The following is a 20633-nucleotide window of genomic DNA, read 5'->3' on the forward strand; positions in this document are numbered from 1 at the left end:
ATTTTGTTTAATTCGGTATTAGATACACCTGTTGAATTTTTGAAAGGCGTTGGGCCGAGCCGTGCTGATGTTTTAAAAAAGGATCTCGGCCTGTTTACCTATCAGGATTTGCTTGCACACTATCCTTTCAGGTATATCGACCGTACTAAATATTTTAAAATCAATCAGATCAATCCCGATTCGCAGTATATACAGATCATTGGCCGGGTAGTTAGTAAAAAGGTAGTCGGAGATAAAAGAGCAAAACGTATCGTGGCTGTTTTTAAAGATGAAACCGCAATGATGGAGTTGGTTTGGTTTCAGAGCTTAAAGTGGGTTGATGATAACATTAATGTTGGTACTGCATATGTAGCCTTTGGGAAACCTAATTTTTTTAACGGGACATTTAGTATTTCACATCCTGAAATGGAACTATACCAGCGCAAACCGGTTGGAAGAGGCAATTTAACTTTACAGCCGGTTTATAATTCAACGGAAAAGCTTAAAAAGTTTAATCTTGATTCAAAGGGGCTACAGCGTTTAATTGCAGGTCTTCTCGATCAGATCATCCCACAGGTTCCGGAAAATTTACCGCAGTATATTATAGATAAATATCAGTTGCCAGATAAAAGATTGGCCTTGTTAAATATTCATTTCCCCAAAAATCAAAAGGATTTAAATGCGGCAGAAAGACGATTAAAATTTGAAGAGTTATTCTTCATCCAGTTGCAGCTCTTACACAACAAACATTTACGCCAGTTAAAATTTAAAGGTGCAACCTTCGATAAAGTTGGGGACAAGGTAAACCGCTTTTACAACGAATTTTTGCCCTTTGAGTTAACTAATGCTCAAAAACGGGTGGTTAAAGAAATCAGGATTGATACACAGCGGGGTGTTCAGATGAACCGGCTTGTTCAGGGCGACGTAGGCAGTGGTAAAACAGCGGTTGCGTTGATGAGCATGCTATTGGCAAATGATAATGGCTACCAGGCTTGTATGATGGCACCTACTGAAATTTTAGCCCGTCAGCACTATGCTTCTATTACCGAGCTCGTAACCGATAACCTGGTGCGTGTTGCCATCCTTACCGGAAATACTAAAAAGAAGGAGCGTACCATTTTGCATGAGCAGTTAGAGAGTGGAGAGATCGATATTCTGATCGGAACACACGCATTGATTGAAGATAAGGTTCAGTTTAAAAACCTGGGGCTGGTAGTGATTGATGAACAGCACCGTTTTGGTGTTGAACAACGTGCTAAGCTTTGGCGGAAAAATATTATTCCTCCGCATATCCTGGTCATGACGGCTACACCGATTCCGCGCACGCTGGCAATGACTTTATATGGTGATCTTGACGTTTCAATTATCGATGAATTACCGGCGGGCAGAAAACCTATCGAAACAAGACACCTTTTTGAAAGCCAACGGCTTAGGATGTTTGGTTTCATGAAACAGGAAATAGCCAAAGGCAGACAGGTTTATATTGTTTATCCTTTGATTAAAGAGAGCGAAAAGTTAGATCTTTTAAATCTTGAGGCGGGGATTGAGCAGTTAAGTTACCATTTTCCACGTCCTGCTTACCAGATCAGTATTGTGCATGGGCAAATGGCAAATGCAGATAAACAATTCGAGATGCAGCAGTTTATTGATGGGAAAAATCAGATTATGGTGGCTACAACTGTAATTGAAGTAGGTGTTAATGTGCCTAATGCTTCTGTAATGGTCATTGAAAATGCCGAACGGTTTGGTCTGTCTCAGCTTCACCAGTTGCGTGGCAGGGTAGGCCGTGGCGCTGAACAATCTTTTTGTATCTTAATGAGTGGCAACAAACTTAGTAAAGAGGGTAAGATCCGTTTAGAAACCATGGTTCGCACCAATAACGGGTTTGAAATTTCGGAAATTGATCTGCAGCTTCGCGGACCTGGTGATATTACCGGAACGCAGCAGAGTGGTGTACTGGATTTGAAACTTGCGGACCTTGCTAAAGATCAGATAATTTTATCTGAAGCACGAAATACGGTTATCGGGCTTTTTTCGGAAGATCCAAAATTAGAAAAACCTGAACATGCCGCTTTAAAAGTATATCTGCAAAAGTTAGAAAGAGGAATTTCTTTTGATAAAATTAGTTAATCAAAAAATCTCATTAATTTTTTGCGTTTTGACAATAATATTTACTATTGTATTATTTGTCCTACTCGGGCTGCTTTTGGCATTATTTTTTTACGAGTTAGTCCCTTACAATTATTATTTTACCCCCTTTTTTAAATTACCAATATCCCTATCTTGCATGCGCCAAATATGAACTGTTTATCCTACAGGCCTGTAATGCCAGGATATCTTATTCGTAGTTTTTCGGCTATTATAAGTTTATACATCAGATAGGGGATTCATAAATTTACATTGATTTTTTGATCCTTTTACCTTAGTCAGTATTGATACAGGTGATTGAACGGGTAGCAATAAATCGTGTTAATACAGGAATTTGTGATGACTCATCAATGTTAAATTGTATTACAATCAATATCTAACCAAAATAAATTGAAAACTATGAAAAAAACTCTATTGAGGACTCTTGCCAGAAGTAGCATGTTTCTTGTTTGCAGTGGTGGTCTTGTTTTTTCTCCACTTGCCAGCATGTCTGCCAAAGCATCATTACATGAAAAGGAAGCTCTTGATTTTTACAAAATTCCTTTTGAGGATATTATTGTTAAGGGGAAAGTTACAGATGCAAAAGGTCCTGTTCCAGGTGTAAGTGTGAAGCTAAAAGGAGGCGCAGCAGCAACTGTAACCGATGGGTCAGGAAATTTTAGCATTAAAGTGCCTGAAGATGCCACACTGGTATTTACCTATATCGGTTATACGGATCAGGAAGTTCAGGTAAAAAAACAAACCAATATTAATGTAAAGTTATCAGAAAATAACCAAAATCTTTCGGAAGTAGTTGTGGTGGGTTATGGTACACAAAAGAAAGCCGTTGTGTCTGGCGCAGTTGCTTCAGTTAAAGGTACCGAGCTTGCCAAATCTTCATCGGTAAATTTAAGTAACTCTTTAGCCGGACGATTGCCTGGTGTAACAGCTTTGCAGGGGAGTGGTGAGCCAGGTTACGATGGGTCGACCATTAGGATCCGCGGTACAAACTCACTTGGAAACAATAACGCGTTGATTGTAATCGATGGAATACCTAACCGTGCGGGGGGTATCGAGCGCTTAAATCCGAACGATATTGAAAGTGTATCGGTATTAAAGGATGCATCTGCTGCCATTTATGGCTCTCAGGCGGCTAATGGAGTAATCTTAATTACCACCAAATTGGGTAAATCCGGCAAGCCTCAGTTTTCTTATGATTTCAGTTACGGCTTGCAGCAGCCTACCAGGATACCAAAAATGACTAATTCTGTACAGTATGCCGAAATTCTAAATGAGCTGAATATTTTTGGTTCTGATATCAATCCGAATGAGTGGGCGGCTGCATGGAACAGTTTCAAATCTACGGGTTCCTATACTTCTACTGGAGGAAAAACAATTAATGCTGCTTATAAAGCGGATGAGATCAGGAAATTTGCCGATGGATCAGATCCGTTAAGGTATCCCAATACCGATTGGTTTAAAACTACTTTTCAAAACTGGTCGCCTCAGCAAAGGCATAATGTTCAGATCAATGGTGGTAGTGAAAATGTAAAGTACCTCGTTTCTCTGGGTTATCTTGATCAGGATGGCTATTACAAAAATTCTGCCACTGGATATAAGCAATATGATTTGCGTTTCAATCTCGAATCAAAGCTGAGTAAATATATTACCACAACCTTAGGTGTAACAGCAAGAGAAGAAAACCGTAATTTCCCTACGGTTGGTGCAGGTGATATTTTCAGGTTTTTAATGCGGGGAAGACCGACTGAAATTGCGATATGGCCAAATGGTAAACCTGGAAGAGATATCGAGTACGGTTACAATCCTGTGATATCTACAACAGATTTAACCGGTTATAACAAAGATATCAGAGATTATTTTCAAACTACAGGTAAGGTAGAAATTAAAATTCCAGGTGTTGAGGGACTAAAAGTAACCGGAACTGCAGCAGTAGATAAATATTCTGGCAGACAGAAAAACTGGCAATTGCCCTGGACACTTTACGATTGGGACAAAAAAACTTTTGAAGCAGATGGTGTAACGCCGGTATTAACAGGTACAGTAAGATCGCAATATACTGATCCACGACTAAGGGAAACTGCTGGCGGTCAATTGGCCATTAACTTAACCGGAATGATCAATTACGATAAAAAAATCGGCGATCACAATATTGGTTTAATGGCTGGTGTAACACGCGAAAAAGTAACAAATGATGGATTTACTGCTTTTAGAAGATATTTTCTTTCATCAGTCATTGAGCAGTTACTAGCAGGAGATGAGAAAGAACAGTCTTTAGGAAATAATCCCGGCGATCCGAATAACTTATTTAACAGGGCTCGTTTAAGTTATTTCGGAAGGGCTGCTTATAATTATAAAGAAAAATACCTGGCAGAATTTTTATGGCGCGTAGATGGTTCATATATTTTTCCAACAGCCAGACGTTTTGGTTTCTTCCCTGGTGTATCAGTAGGCTGGCGTTTATCAGAAGAAGCATTTTTCAAAGAGAATGTGAGGTTCGTGGATAATTTAAAATTAAGGGCATCATATGGCCAGATGGGTGCTGAAGCTTATTTTGGAAATACATTGCAAGAATATCAATATCTGAGTTTGATGAATTTTGGAACATATACCATTAATGATCTGGTTACCAAAACACTTGTAGAAGGCAATGTACCTAATTTAGATTTTGGATGGGAGGTAGCCAATAATACCAACATCGGTTTAGATGCATCTTTTCTAAAGAATAGATTATCACTTGAGTTGGATTATTTTTATAACAAGAGAACAAACATCTTAATTAGCAGAAGTAGTTCGGTGCCTGAAAGCTCAGGTATTGTAGATCGTTTACCGCCTGTTAACTTAGGAAAGGTGAATAATAAAGGTTTTGAGTTTAAATTGAGTTATAACGATCGGGTTGGGGATTTAAATTTTGGCGTGAGCGTAAACGGTGGTTATGCCAAAAACAAAATCATTTTTTGGGATGAAACACCCGGGGCCCCGGAGTGGCAACGATCAACAGGTAGGGTAACCAGCTCCTGGTTAGTGTACGAGTACGACGGTGTGTTTAAAGATCAGGCTGAAATTAATGCCAATACAATTAATTATAGTGCATTAACCAGCAATCTTCGGCCCGGTGATATGAAGTTTAAAGATATTAATGGCGATGGCAAAATCAATGCCGATGACAAAATACGGTTGGATAAAAATGGTACGCCAACCTTTACCGGTGGTTTTAACTTGAATCTTCAGTATAAGGGATTCGACTTATCTGTTCTAATTCAGGGTGCAACCGGCGGAATGCAGATTGTAGGGATTACAGAATCGGGTGATATTGGTAATTTCTTAGAATGGTCGTATAAAAACCGTTGGAGTATTGATAATCCAAGTTCAGTAAATCCACGTTTGTCAAACCGCGGAGCTACTTATTATACCGATGGTAACAATGCATTAAACAATACGTATTGGTTGCGAAGCAATAACTACGTGAGGCTTAAAAATGTGGAATTAGGTTATACCCTGCCAACTGGCTGGGTTGAAAAAGTTGGTTTAAATAGTGTAAGGGTATATACCAATGGATTGAATCTGGCTACTCTTGATAAAATCAAAATTTGGGATCCTGAGTCAACCAATTCAAGCGGTCAGTATTATCCACAGGCCAGGGTAATCAATTTTGGTATTAAAGCCGCGTTTTAATGTATAGCTATTTATCAATTATAATCAAGAATATGAAAGCAGTAAATAAAAATATAAAGCTCTATATATTAGTTTCGATTACCTTTTTTGCAGTTTCCTGTAAGAAGGATTTTATGAATGTAAATCCGCCTGATAAAATATCTTCGGAACTGGTGTGGAAAGACCCTGTACTGGCACAGGCTTTTGTTAACGATATTTACAATGGATTGGGAAATGGTGGTTTTTCTGAGCAAATGCTGGCTTCAGTTTCAGATGAAGCCTTATTTACCCATCCTACCAGAGGTATCGATTTAGTTAACAATGCTACGATCAATCCATCTACACTCGGTTGGGTAGACGATACCTGGGGATATAAACAGATGTATAATCGCATCAGGGCCTGTAATACTACTGTTGAAAGGATTGTAGGTGGCGATAACGGTTTGAGCAGCCAATCTTTAAAAGATCAGTTGCTAGGCGAGGCCTATTTTTTACGTGCCTATTTCTATCAGCAGTTACTGCGTTATTACGGTGCTGTGCCTATCATAACCAAAACCTATGCATTAACTGATGATTTTAAGATCAAACGTAATACCTATGAAGAGTGTGTAAATTTTATTGTTAAAGATTGCGATGAAGCCAATAGGTTGTTAACAGGGAAAACACTAGATAAAGGCCGTACTACAGCCCTTGCCGCTTTAGCATTAAAATCCCGGGTATTGATTTATGCGGCCAGCGATTTGCATGACAGGGCAAAGCTTACCGCTAAAGTAACCAATATTGCTGCTCAAAAATTAGATTTTTTAAGTTATGCGAGCGGTAATCAGGCTGATCGTTATCGGTTGGCGCAAACTGCTGCTAAAGCCGTGATGGATTTAGGCACAGGTTATAAATTAAACCTTTCCGCGCCCGCTGCAGATGGCCAAATAAATTATAAAAGCATAGCCATGGGCGGGGCAAGTAAGGCTTCCGGTATAGATGCTTCTGCCTCTTCAGAACTTATTTTTGCCCGTTATTTCATTATTCAAAACAACATTAAACATGCGCAGCAAAATGGTCCGAATGGTTACCACAACTGGGCCGGTAATACGCCAATAGGTTTGTTGGTTGATGATTATGAGATGAACGATGGCAGTAAGTTTAGCTGGACAAATGCTGCGCAAAAAGCTAATCCTTATCAGAATAGAGATCCTCGTTTTTATGCAACCATTTTATACGATGGTGCTGGCTGGAAACCACGTGATAAAGCTTCCGGTGATGTCGATCCCGCAAGCCAGATCCAAACGGGTATCTATGATTTATTAGACGATAAAGGTGCTAGATTTGATTTTAGAGGATTGGATACACGTGGAAGTTCCATTGAAAATTGGAACGGTAGCTGGACAGGTTATTACTATCATAAATTTATTGATCCGGATCCAACAATTGTAGATGCTTCTATGTCGCAGAATGTACCATGGCCTTTCTTTAGGTATACAGAGGCGGTGTTTAATTATATTGAAGCCAGTATCGAGTTAGGGGAACTTAGTAATGCTACAAACTGGTTAAATAAAATCCGCTTCCGGGCAGGCATGCCTGCTGTAACCGTTACAGATCAAGCAGGGCTTAGAACCGTTTACCGCCACGAGCGCCGCATAGAAATGGCTTATGAAGAACAACGTTATCATGATGCACGCAGGTGGTTAATTGCCAGTGAAACTTTAGGTAGAAAAGTTACTTATATCAAGGTAACCGGTAAGTTTAAGTCTGGCAAAAGCATGACTGCTCCTTACCATTACGATCCTACCGTATACGATTACACTTATACTCCGGTTGAAGAAAATGCACAAGAAAACAGAACTTGGGACAATAAGCTTTATTTTAGGCCCTTTAGCCGCGACGAAGTAAATAAGAATAATTTACTCGAACAAAATCCAGGTTACTAAGCTGGGGCATATCTTAACCCGATGGATAATTTTTCATCGGGTTTTTTATGCTTCAAGTTTTAGGTTATTCGTCACAAAACTTTTTTATATAAATATCAATATTGAGCCTTTTCCTATTCCTGTATTTAATTTTCAAAGCTTAGTTTTGCAAATAATTTTTATCCATGGCAGATTCAGGCCCCAATTCCGTTATTGTAAAACCAGATCCCTTTGCAGCCTTACGTTATAAGGAATTTAGATCGTTCTTAGGCATGCGGTTCTTTTTTACGCTTGCTTATCAAATGCAGGCCGTTGTTATTGGGTATCACATTTACGATTTAACACACGATCCGCTAAAACTTGGCCTGGTTGGATTATGTGAAGCCATTCCAGCTATTGGAATTGCCCTTTATGGTGGTTATATTGCTGATAAGAGTGAAAAACGTGGTTTGCTAATCAAAATTTTTTCAGGTGTTTGGCTGGCCTCGGTTTTAATGCTGATTATTACCAGTAAATATCTTCACCTTCGGGAAGACCTCATCGTACTGATCATGTATGGCCTGGTTTTCTGCATCGGTTTAGCCAGGGGCTTTTTTGGTCCGGCAACATTTTCATTAATGGCCAAAATTGTTCCCAAAGAATTATATCCGAATTCGAGTACGTGGAACAGCAGTAGCTGGCAACTGGCAACCATTATCGGGCCGCTGCTTGGCGGTTTAGTAAATTGGTTATGGGGAATTACCGCAGCCTATGGCGTCATTGTCACTCTTGTTACGGTGTCATTGATCTGCATATTTACCTTCAAAAAGCATCCAGCCACCTATGTACCTACGCAGAATATCTTCCATAGTTTAAAAGAAGGAATCCAGTTTGTTTTTAAAACGAAGATGATGGTTTGGGCCATGAGCTTAGACCTGTTCTCCGTGTTTTTTGGTGGTGCTGTAGCCTTGTTGCCCATGTTTGCCAAAGATGTTTTTCATTTGGGGTCTTTTGGGTTGGGCATGATGCGCGGTGCAGCTTCTTCAGGGGCTGTAATTACGATGCTGGCCATGACACGCTTTTCGCCGATGGGAAAACCCTGGCGTAATTTATTAATTGCGGTAACCGGTTTCGGCCTAAGCATTATTGGTTATGGCTTATCTAAAAACTTCTATCTCACCTTATTCTTTCTTTTTTTGGAAGGATCATTTGATAGTGTAAGCGTAATCATCAGGCAAACCATCATGCAGTTACTTACTCCGGACGAGATGCGGGGAAGGGTTTCAGCAGTAAATAGCATGTTTATTGGTTCATCCAACGAAATCGGCGAGTTCGAATCGGGTTTAACCGCTAAACTGATGAATCTGGTTCCTGCGGTTGTATTTGGAGGAAGCATGACGATTGCCATTGCCGGTATTACCTGGTTAAAAACAAGGTCTTTAACCAAATTAAGTTTACAGGATATCAATGATCAAACTACTAAGCGTATTTAATACAAAACGTTGTCAATTTTAATAGTTGGTAAGTTAAGAAGTCGACAAGCTATAGTTGGTATGTTTATCATTCAAGTTTGGTGCAGATATTGAACCGAAGGTGAAGGGTGCTTTTTATAGATAGGAAAGCAATAGAATGCAAGATTTTTCGGTAGTCCTGCCTTTCCTCCAATCTTTTTGTTAATGGTAGTACGGTTTGTTATTCCGTGCAACAAAAAGTATTTCCGTACAGTCAGGTTTAGCATAGTTGGGTTTTTGCTACTATTAATGGTGAACAGGCCGGATGTGCAAATAAACCATTGGATAATTTTATTTAAAAAGTTGTCAACCTGAATAGCTGATCGTGCTAGAAAGTTGACAACTTTGAATGCTAAAACGTCTTATTTTTACCCCATATGAGATAAATAATAGATCCCAGAAAGGGTGCAAGCAGAATAATGATGAACCACAAAACCTTTACGCTAAAACCCATCGAGCTGTTTCTGGAAATATGATAAAGGGCGATCAAGATTAAGGCCAGCCATAAAATGGCCGGTATAATCACAAACAGAGCAACCTGGTTGCTGTTGATTTCTGCTAATAACATCCGAATAAATTTAAGTACTTAAGCTTCAACAATCCGTTCGCCAATTTGTTGGCGCCACATGGCCTGGTACAGGCCATTTTGTGCAATTAGTTCTTCATGCTTACCTTGTTCGATAATATGGCCCTTTTCCAGCACATAAATCTGATCAGCATGTTTAATTGTTGATAAACGGTGTGCAATTAAAATAGTAATGTGATCGGTTAAACTGGACACCGAACGGATGGTTTTGGTAATTTCCTCTTCGGTAATCGAATCGAGTGATGAGGTTGCTTCGTCAAAAACGAGTATATCTGGCTGGCGCAATAGTGCTCTGGCAATAGATAGGCGTTGCTTTTCTCCGCCCGAAACCTTTACACCACCTTCGCCAATAATCGAATCCAGGCCTTTGTCGGCACGGGCCAGTAAGGTTTGGCAGGCCGCCTGGCTTAATACCTTGTAACATTCCTCATCAGTTGCCGTAGGGTTTACGAATAGCAGGTTTTCCCTTATCGTACCCGAAAACAGCTGTGTGTCCTGAGTCACAAAACCGATCTTTTCCCGCAGGGCATCCAAATCAATGTTATTGCTTGAAATACCATTGTATAAAATTTCACCCTCTTTTGGCGGATAAAGACCAACCAATAATTTTACTAAGGTGGTTTTTCCCGATCCTGAAGGACCAACAAAAGCAATGGTTTGCCCGTTATGGGTTTTAAAAGAAATATTTTCTAAAGCATTGCGGTTAGCAGTTTGATGTTTAAAGCCAACATCGCTAAAGGTTAGATCATTAATTTTCTGAATTTCGGTAGGGCTTTCTGGCTTCTTATCTATTGGTGTACTTAAAATCTTTTTAAAGTTGCCAAGCGAAACTTCAGCTTCTCTCCAGGCTAAAATTACATTGCCCAACTCCTGTAATGGTCCGAACAGGAAAAAAGAATAAAATAGAAAAGTTAAATACTGACCTGCAGAAATGGTGTTATCAAAAATGAGCAATAATAAAACCAATACCATGGTACTGCGTACCAGGTTTACGGTGGTACCCTGTACAAAGCTCATGCTTCGCACATATTTTACCTTTTTAAGCTCAAGGCCCAAAATCTTATAAGTGGTTTTGTTTAAACGGTCAATTTCCTGATCGGCCAGCCCCAAACTTTTTACCAGTTCGATATTTCTAAGCGATTCGGTGGTAGAACCAGCCAAAGCAGTAGTTTCGCCAACAATAGCCCGCTGGATGGTTTTGATTTTACGACTTAAAAACCAGCTGACGAAACTAATGATGGGAATAGCCGAAAAATAAACCAGGGTAACTTTGTAACTCACGGTAAAGGAGTAAACAATTACAAATACCATCCCGATTAAACTAACAAATAAGATACTGATAAAGGCAGTAATAAACTTTTCAGAATCTAAACGCACTTTCTGTAAAATACCCAGGGTTTCGCCACTTCGCTGATCTTCGAAAACCTGATAAGGCAATTTCAGCGAGTGCTGCAAACCATCGGCATACATTTTTGCCCCAACTTTTTGCACAATCACGCTGGTAAAATAATCCTGAAAGTTTTTGGCAATCCGCGATACCATAGCTGCTCCGATTGCAAGGCCGATTAAGCCTATTGAACCCCAAAGGTATTGAGCATAGGTTAAGGTATTTTTTTTGTTAATGAAGCGATCTAAAATTTTTCCGGTAATAAGCGGATCCATCAAAGAAAAGCCAATATTTAAACCTGCAAGCAATAACGCCAAAGCCACAATCCATTTATGGCTTTTCAGGTAACTGAGTAATAATCCCATTAAGTTTTGTTGTTTTAGGTACAAACATAAAAAAAGGGAATGGATAAAAAACCATTCCCTTTTTTTATGACTTTAAGCTAAGAAAGTTAGCTAAATCTTTTTTAGAAACCGTAGCGTAAGCCGATTTGTGCCTGCCAAGGGTTACCCGACGGAGTTACAACACCAGTGTTATTTACACGATAGTTATAGTTAGAAGTAGTCGCATCAAAGCCTGTTACCGCGTATAATGCCTGCGTACCTAAAGTTTCCGAAGTACCCCAGGTTTTCTTAAACACGTTTGCTACGTTAAACAAATCACCAGAGATTTCAATACTTTGTTTTCTACCGCGTCCGAATTTAATCTGATAGGCTAATCTTAAATCAATTGTACCATAGAAACCATTGATACCACCATTACGCTCCGCAAATGTGCCTTCGTACTTGGTGATATAATCTTTCAAGCTCTGGCTTGCTGCACCATTATCTAACAAGGTCTGTAATGCAGTTCTAAGTGCGGCTGGCACGTTGGTATTTGACCTGTCGAAGATGTAGGCTAAATCATTAGTGGCCACGAAATCGCCATTGGTATTTCCACCAGATAATAAACTATATCTCGTGCCGCCAATGCCCGAATAACGGATCCCAGCTTTAATACCGTAAAATGATGGCAATGTTCCGTAAACCACTACCTTGTTTCTAAATTGACCATTTGAATAAGTCATTTTACTTAAATTGCGTGGATCATCAATAACTGGTAAAGACAATGTTGCTGAATTGGCTACGTTACCATTGTACGATGTATTGTCTTTAGTATCATTCCATGTAAAACTTGCTGAAATTTCTCCATCTTTGAAGTATCTCCAAGTACCATCAACAACAACTGCAAACTGATTTACCTTGCCTTGGCTGTTCATTTCTAACACCCTGCCAAACTGATTAGTTAAACGGCCTCTTTTCCAATCGGTAGTTCCATTACCAGGAATGATACTATTTGCAGGTACATAAACTCCCCTGTTTCCTTCGTTTGATAATCTGAAGAAAGGATCGGCGACCATATTTCTGTCTACATACATATAGTTATGGCGAGCTAATGTTGCGTAACCCGTAATCCCTATTCTTATCCTATCATTTATCAGTTTGTTGTAAGATAAGTTTGCTTTGTATACTACCGGTATTTTGGCATCATCAGCATAAGTATTAATAGTAGGTATTTGTAATGCTGGTAGCGTTGGTGCTGTAGCTGTTCCGTTTCTGTACCCAATAAAGTTAGGCGTTGGTACACCAGTACCGGTAACATCAACCGTTGCAAAATGTTTACCATCAAATGTCAAGTTATTAATGGTTACATAATTGTTCACATCCGACCCAAAAATTCCGGCGCCCAGACGAACATAATCTGTATGTTTTTCATTTACATCCCAGTTAAACTGGATACGGGGCTGAATTAAAAACTGCTTTAATTTATGATCTGTTCTTACTCCAATGGCATTAAATAAATCTTGGTTTAATGGCGATGTTGGGTATTTACTGTAATCTAAACGTAAACCGCCAGTAAAATCTAAACCTTTACCCAGTTTGGTTTGCATCTGGCCGTAAACTGCAGTATTCCATAGTTTGCCCACAACAGTTGGATCAGCAACTAAAGGAACTTCCCTGTAATAACTGATTGGTGTTAAATTATCAAAGTTTTGTAATGCGGTTGCATCGCTTGCTCCAGTACCTGATCTGTTAAACGTAAAACGACCATTTACTTCACTTCCATACAATGATTTTGCATGGGTATACATGATATCTACACCAAATGTATATTTAATTTTGTCGGTATTATAATATAAATTATCTACCAATTGGAAAACGTTATTGGTAAAACTTTCCTGGCCAAAACGATGCCCGCCAATTTGAACAGCTGTTAATAAACTGCCATTTGGGGTTGTAGACTGTAAGTTAGAAACTACTGCTCTTGGTATCGCAAAACCTAATTCATCATTTTGCGTACTCGCCTGGTAGGTGTACAAATGTTGCAACTTTAATTCATTGGTAACTTTGCTGCTAATTGTGGAGCGTAAGGTAGCCAGTAAACTATTATCCACGTTTTTATCATTTCCATAACTTTCGTAAAAGTTAATGGCCGTATTGTCAGCTAATCCCAACGGATTCCTGTCGTTAGTATAGTTATCTCTAACGGTTAATAAATTTTTATCATCAATTTGCCAGTCTAACCGAAGAAAACCTGCATCGGTACCTCTTTTTTTAGGGAAAGAACCAAATTGTGGTGTATTGGCTACGCCATATTTTGATCTTGCAACAGCCAGGAAGTTATTTAATGTGGCATTTGTAATGTTGAAACGGGCAATATCGGCATCCGAGTTAATATCCGCAATAATTAACGGGCGAGAATCTCTCTGGTGATCCCAGGCTGCAAAATAATGTAATTTATCTTTAATGATCGGGCCACCTAAGCTAAAACCATACTGATAAGTTGAAAAATCATTGGTTCTTCTGTTCCCCCTGATGTCGTACTTGCTCGCTAGGAAATCAGCACGGTTATAAGCAAATGCACTACCTGTAATTTGGTTAGTACCAGATTTAGTTACGGCACTGATGGTACCACCACCTGAACGGCCCAAACTCACATCGTACTGATTGGTCACTACTTTAAACTCGCGTACACTTTCAATGGAGATAGAGTATGGCGCACCACTCCGGCTGGTTGTACTGCCTGCTGAAGTTGGGTTTTTCGCTGTCATACCATCGATGGTGAAGTTAGTAGAGGAACCCAACTGTCCTGAAATACCACCTGGGCCTGCTAAAGGAGATAAATCTGTTAAGCTGGAAAAGTTACGGCCGTTTACAGGTAACAGATTCATCGTTTTGGATGAAATTTCTGTTGAAGCACCAAATTGCTGTACTTTATTCCTTAAAGCTGATCCATTAACGGTGATAGCATCAAGCGTTTGTGCATCTTCCTGCATATTGACTGTTACCATTACAGCATCGCCCTGGTTAAGCATGTAACCTGTCCTGTTTTGCTCAGCATAACCAATGTAAGTGGCTTTAATAGTATAAGGGCCGCCTAATGGTAATTCTTTAAAAGTATACTCGCCCTGTGCGTTGGTTGAGGTTTTAGTTGTAAAACCGGTAGAGTTGTTTTTAATTTGAACAGAAACACCTGGAATGGGTTTCTTTTGATTATCGGTTACAATTCCGGAAATTGATGCTTGAGTAGTTTGTGCCATAGCCGAATTATTGGCATAACATAAAAACAGCATCACTGCGATAAGTAAATTTTTCATCATAATTAATTTTCTGATTTATGATGCAAAGGTGTTGTTGCAGTATTAAGCCGGTTTGGACTCTAGGTTATGAAATGGTTTAGGATTATTTAGTTTTTCGGCTTATTGTTAAGCTAATGTTAATGAGCTTTTTGATGTAGGGGCTGGAAGTTGCTTTTAAAACATGTGCAAAAATTAGTTAGCCACAGAAACACAGAAATCACAGAGGAAATTAAAGTTTTTCGTGCTTGCCGTGGCAAACCTAATGCTGAGGTGTGCGCAAGAAGAAAAGAATTATCAGATAAAACTTGTAAGTGACTTCTATGATGTAGGGGCTGTATAGCTGAAATTGAGATTATTACGAATAGAGTGACATAAAAATAATCAAAAAAAACGGCCGATAAATGAATATAGGCCGTTCTAACTTTAAGCTTCAACTGTCAATTAACCGATTTAAACAATTAACCAGTTAACCATTTTTATTTCTTTTCAGCAATATATTTCTCACTAAACTTCTTATCCAATTGTTTGTGCAGGTTATCAAGATTGATATCCCTGCCCTGAATAAAAGCCTGTTCTACTTTATTGGTACGCATATCCAGTGCATCGCCAGCAGAAATAAGGAAAGTTGCATCTTTGCCGGTTTCAATACTGCCCGTGGTTTTATCAATGCCCATTGCTTTTGCGGCGTTTAAGGTAATGGTTGATAAAGCTTTTTCTTTGTCTAAACCCCAGGCCGTAACGGTACCCGCCATAAAAGGCAAATTTCGCTGTTGCCAATATCCGTCAATACTCAATACCACATTTAAGCCGGCATTAGCCATTATTGCCGCATTTTTGTAAGGCATATTTACATCATCATCATTGTTGTTCGGCAAAGCATGTGGTTGCTTAACCACTAACGTGATGTTGTTGTCTTTTAAAAAATCAATGATTAGATAGGCTTCATCTGCACCGGTAATCACAGGGGTAATGCCGAATTTTTTGGCAAAGTTTACGGCTGCAACAATGTCTTTCTGACTTTCGGCTGCAATAAACAGCTTTTCATCTCCTTTAAATACCTTTTTCATGGCTTCGAAACGGGTATTAATAACTTCTGGTTTGCCCATTTCGGAATAGGCTTTAGCTTCAGTAAAGAAAGAATTTAACTGTGCAATGGCGGCCTGTGTTCTTTCTGCTAAAGCTTCCGGCGACTGCTGTGGACGACCGAAACCACCAAAGCCGCCTCTAAAGCGAGGTGCAACCGGCCAGGTCATGTGCATGGCATCGTCAGTTTTTAATGCAGCGTCTTCCCAGTTCCAGGCATCGAGTTGTACTACCGATGAACTTCCGGAAACCATACCGCCCTGTGGGGTTGGTTGTGCCATTAATATGCCATTACTGCGTAACGTGGCAGGAACTTTCGAATCGGTATTGTAAGCTACGATAGAGCGGATGTGCGAATTAAAATCGCCGATTTCCTGAAAATCCAAAGTTGCTTTTACGGCTTCAATTTCTGTTAAACCCAAATTGGTGGTTGCGGCTATAAAGCCTGGATAAACGTGCTTGCCGGTGGCCATAATCCGCATCACATTATCTTGTGGCACCTGACCATTGGCCGTTACCGAAATAATTTTACCATTGCCAAAAACTATAGTGCCATTTTCGACTACGGTACCATTTCCGATGTGTACGGTTGCTCCGGTAATAGCGATGGTTTGGCTTTGTTTTTTTGCAGGCGAAATGTTGGCCTGGGCAAAACAAGTCAGGCTTGCTGCCGATAAAGCCAGACTGAATAGATATTGTTTAGTGTGCATGTTCTTTCTCGGTTAATTCTGCGGAATAGTTTTCTAAGGTTTCGCAATTGTAAAGGCGTGGCGCATCACCCATTGGGCGCTGTGTACGGCTGCCTTTACTTTTGCTCTCTAACATTTTCTGGATCAGGCGGGCTTTTTCGGCCTGCATGGTTTTAATTACCTGTGCATCTTTGTCCAGATCCCAATATGCAATTCCATCCACAAAGGTTTTTTCTGCCTTGGCATAAATAGAGAGCGGGTTAGCCGTCCAGATCACTACATCGGCATCTTTTCCTGCTTTTAAACTGCCCACTTTATCGTCAATATGGAGCATTATGGCAGGGTTTAAGGTTACGAATTTTAGGGCGTCTTCTTCAGGCACGTTACCGTATAGTACTGATTTGCCAGCTTCCTGATTCAAGTGACGGGCCATTTCTGCATCATCAGAGTTAAAAGCGGTAGTTACGCCCACATTGTGCATAATTTTTCCGTTGTAAGGAATTGCCTCTGCCACTTCGTTTTTATAAGCCCACCAATCGGAGAAGGTAGAGCCAGCAATGCCGTGCGCCTTCATTTTATCGGCCACTTTATAACCCTCTAAAATGTGGGTAAAGGTATTGATTTTGAAACCTAAACTATCGGCCACGTGAATGAGCATGTTTATTTCGCTCTGCACATAAGAATGGCAGGTAATGAAACGTTTGTTGTTCAGAATTTCAACAATGGCATCTAATTCTAAATCGCGGCGTACGTTGTTACCTTTTACCGAGCGTGCTTTGGCATATTCTTTTGCACGGGTAAATTCATCTACAAAAGTTTGCTCAACGCCCATACGCGTAACCGGAAAACGGGCACCTGTACCGAAATTGCTTTGTTTTACGTTTTCGCCCAGCGCAAATTTGATGAAGCCATCGGCTCCGGCAAATTTTAATTCCTCTGGCGATTTGCCCCAACGCAGTTTAATTAATTGCGACTGACCACCGATTGGATTAGCCGACCCGTGCAAGATGTGTGAAGTAGTTACGCCACCAGCCAGCTGGCGATAAATATTTACATCTTCAGAATTAATGATATCGGCAACCCTTACTTCAGCAGAAACCGATTGTGCCCCTTCATTGATTCCCCCGGAGCCGGCAATATGCGAATGCTCATCAATGATACCTGCGGTAACATGTTTACCGGTAGCATCGATTACTTTGGCGCCGCTTGACGAAAGGTTTTTACCAACAGCTTTAATCTTTCCATTCTCCAGAAGGATATCGGCATTTTGAAGTACACCTTCTTTTTCATTTGTCCAGATGGTAGCATTTTTAATCAATACCGTTTCTTGTTTAGGCAATTCCGTTGCGCCAAAGGCTGTAAAAGGATAAATAACCTGGCCAACCGCCAATACTGGTTTAGGATCTTCTTTTTTAGGCATTTCTTTTACGGCTTCTTTATAAGTTGCAGTAAATTTCCCGACAGTACCATCAGCCAGAGCTGATTCACCTTTTATGGTAATGGGTTTGGCCGATGTAATGTAACCACTTAAACGAATATCGCCACTCGGATTTTTCTTTAAATTGAAATTAATGCTTAGCCAATCGCCATTTCTGGTAAACGTAGCAGTGGTTTTTATACTATCGGTACCTATTCTTTCCATTGCTGCGGCAGATCCACCACCTGTACCGGTAATCTTTAAGGTTAAAGGACCAACACCATCAACGTTTAAGTTGTAAGCGCCACGAAGATCACTCACATCCATTTTATTGACGATGAAACGTTTGCCCTGTACCCAGTTTTCAAAAATGATGTTTTCTTTTTTGAACAGGCTGTCTGATGAGATCAAAAAGTTGGCAATTTTTCCTTTTTCCAAGGTACCTACTTTATCACCTATGCCTAAAAGTGAGGCGGGTATTTCGGTAACTGATTGCAAGGCTTGTTTTTTGCTTAAGCCATTTTCTATCGCCGTGCGGATGTTCGTCCAGAAATCGCGGCTGTTCTCCAGGCCAAAGGCTGTTAAAGCAAATCTAATTCCTGCCTTTTCCAGTGCAGCAGGATTGGTTGGAGCCAGTTCCCAGCCTTTCATTTGCGATAAACTCACATTCCTGGCTTCGGCAGGGTCTTCCACATCATAAGCTTTCGGGAAAGTTAACGGAATAATCAAACTCGCACCAGTGGCTTTAACTTCGTTGATGCGCTGGTATTCATCGCCGGTAGATTTAATAATGTATTTTTTGCCAAATTCTTTTCCGATTTTATCGGCACGTAACACATTCTGCCATCCGTCAACTTCAAAAATCTGAGGCATAGCCTGCTGCTTGCCAAATTCGTCCAGCGAGATGTTGTATTCATCTTTTTGCCTGCCATACCATTGCGCATCGTAATAGGTTTGACGCAATAAAGCAATAGCACCCATTAATGAAGTAGGGTAATCGTTGGATGAACTTCCTTTGTTAAACGAATAATTGGCTGCAGTTTGGTCTTTCAGGATGACACTGTTATCTGCACCTTCATTTAAGGTTACCGCTGCAGAAACCCCGCGGGCAATGCCGTCGCGGTTAATTACATTTACACTTCCGAAACCAGCCTTGCGCAATTCATCTGCTTTTTTGCTATCCGTTGCGAAAATGTTTTTTACATACGTTTCTGGTCTGATGGCCTCGTTCCAGCCGTAAGCCCCCTTTTTTGTAGATATAAAAATAGACTGGCGCTGGCCACCAAAGCCACGTTGTGCAGCTGATGTTTCGCTAACACCGTAACTTGTAAAGGCATCAATCAGCGAAGGATAAATAAATTTTCCCTTTAAATCAATTACCACATAACCTTTAGGTACAGCTAAGCCGGCTCCGACAGCCTGAATGGTTTGTCCTTTAATTAAAAGTGTCGCATTGGTAAGGGTTTGGTTGGCATTTACTACTATGGTTGCGTTGGTAAAAGCAAACATTCCGGGTCTGGTATCAAAAGAGCCATTAACAGGAAAAGAGGTTTGCTGTGCAAACAGAAATGTAGCAGAAAATACCAGCCCAAGGGCGAGTAAAATTTTCTTCATAATCAGTTTAGGTTTTAATTTGTTTAAAACTAATATAAATAAGCGTTCCTTTTAAAGAATATCCTCTTTTTTACAATTAATGCCTACTTTTGATTAAACATATTTTAGAAAAATGTATAATATCTTGAAATCTGCGCACTCCGGATGGCGCTACATCGTATTAATTTTATTGGTTATCGCGGTAATAAATGCATTATCGGGCTGGTTTGGAAATAAAACGTATACAGAGGGTAATCGTAAACTAAATGTATTTACCCTGATTAGCGCGCATATCCAGTTTTTGATAGGTTTGGTGTTATTCTTTCTGAGTCCGCTAACCAAATTGCCAATGAGCGATGCCATTGGCCGTTATTTTAAGGCCGAGCATACTTCTATGATGCTTATTGCAATTATTTTAATTACCGTGGGTAACGCAAAGTCGAAAAAATTAACAGATGCGGTAGCTAAACACCGTACTATCGCTATTTTCTTTGGGCTAGCGCTCATTCTGATTATTGTAGCCATTCTCCTAATGGTTAAGGCCGTTCCGGGAAGATCTTTTTTTGGCGTTTCTTAATCTGAATATTATTTAATTCATAGCATCCCGCTTCAGCAGAGCGGGATTTTTTTGTTTTGAATACACTCTTTTTTTACCACAAAGTACACAGAGCAAGGGCACGGAGGTCGCAAAGCTAGGTATATCAGCAGTCGTCATCTCGACTGGAGCAACGCGGAATGGATAGATCTATCTAGGCAGATTTCTCGACTGCGTCGCACTCCGCTCGAAATGACGACATTGTGTAAAAGATCCTTCGCTATGCTACCATTGACGTTATTTTGTTATCATTTGATAGTTAGACACTTGTGCACAATGCATTTCCGTCTAACAAGGCCTTCGCACTGTGCCCCCGTTCTACTTAAGCCCGGCCTAACAAATTTTTCGGATTCCACTGACCGAGTCCTATTACTGGCTTTGAAAGAAAAATTTTCAGCCGGCATTTTTTGTTACTTTTTGATGCCAAAAAGTAAGAGCCATTCGGCGGCGGTAAGCCGAGGCAAGACTGGGCTGTATGGCATAAGTAATTAG

10 protein-coding genes are annotated in these 20633 nt (G+C 40.1%); 5 read left to right on the forward strand and 5 right to left on the reverse strand.

What is annotated here, in order from left to right:
• Nucleotides 1-3 precede the first annotated feature (3 nt).
• The 4 genes from recG to QZ738_RS16940 all read left to right on the forward strand — a co-directional run bounded on the left by recG (nt 4) and on the right by QZ738_RS16940 (nt 9154).
• The gene (gene recG / locus QZ738_RS16925; RefSeq protein WP_293788914.1) at nt 4-2109 is read left to right on the forward strand and encodes an ATP-dependent DNA helicase RecG; all 2106 of its coding nucleotides are present in this window, start codon (nt 4-6) and stop codon (nt 2107-2109) included.
• Nucleotides 2110-2526: 417 nt separating this feature from the next.
• Nucleotides 2527-5799 carry a TonB-dependent receptor gene (locus QZ738_RS16930; protein ID WP_293788915.1) on the forward strand — a complete coding sequence of 1091 codons (3273 nt, stop codon included), beginning with the start codon at nt 2527-2529 and terminating at the stop codon, nt 5797-5799.
• Nucleotides 5800-5831: 32 nt separating this feature from the next.
• A complete protein-coding gene (locus QZ738_RS16935) occupies nt 5832-7703 on the forward strand; it encodes a RagB/SusD family nutrient uptake outer membrane protein (RefSeq protein WP_293788916.1) in 1872 nt (623 codons plus the stop codon).
• 164 nt (nt 7704-7867) lie between these two features.
• Complete coding sequence (locus QZ738_RS16940; RefSeq protein WP_293788917.1) at nt 7868-9154, forward strand: MFS transporter; 1287 nt, start codon at nt 7868-7870, stop codon at nt 9152-9154.
• 370 nt (nt 9155-9524) lie between these two features.
• On the opposite strand, the gene QZ738_RS16945 is transcribed toward QZ738_RS16940, so the two are convergent.
• From QZ738_RS16945 to QZ738_RS16965, 5 genes are all read right to left on the reverse strand, one after another.
• Complete coding sequence (locus tag QZ738_RS16945) at nt 9525-9740, reverse strand: PLDc N-terminal domain-containing protein (protein WP_293788918.1); 216 nt, start codon at nt 9738-9740, stop codon at nt 9525-9527.
• 18 nt (nt 9741-9758) lie between these two features.
• Entirely contained in the window at nt 9759-11510 is a 1752-nt protein-coding gene (locus QZ738_RS16950; RefSeq protein ID WP_293788919.1) for an ABC transporter ATP-binding protein, read from the reverse strand.
• A gap of 101 nt (nt 11511-11611) precedes the next feature.
• A complete protein-coding gene (locus QZ738_RS16955) occupies nt 11612-14785 on the reverse strand; it encodes a TonB-dependent receptor (RefSeq protein ID WP_293788920.1) in 3174 nt (1057 codons plus the stop codon).
• Between the two features lie 455 nt (nt 14786-15240).
• On the reverse strand, nt 15241-16557 hold the full coding sequence (locus QZ738_RS16960) for an amidohydrolase family protein (protein ID WP_293788921.1): 1317 nt from the start codon (nt 16555-16557) through the stop codon (nt 15241-15243).
• Nucleotides 16547-19567, reverse strand: a complete 3021-nt coding sequence (locus QZ738_RS16965; protein ID WP_293788922.1) for an amidohydrolase family protein — start codon at nt 19565-19567, stop codon at nt 16547-16549. Before QZ738_RS16965 ends, QZ738_RS16960 begins: the two co-directional genes overlap by 11 nt.
• Before the next feature lie 112 nt (nt 19568-19679).
• On the opposite strand from QZ738_RS16965, the gene QZ738_RS16970 reads away from it, so the two are divergent.
• Complete coding sequence (locus QZ738_RS16970) at nt 19680-20123, forward strand: cytochrome B (protein ID WP_293788923.1); 444 nt, start codon at nt 19680-19682, stop codon at nt 20121-20123.
• Nucleotides 20124-20633: the final 510 nt, after the last annotated feature.

Source organism: uncultured Pedobacter sp. (assembly GCF_913776295.1).
Classification (GTDB): Bacteria; Bacteroidota; Bacteroidia; order Sphingobacteriales; family Sphingobacteriaceae; genus Pedobacter.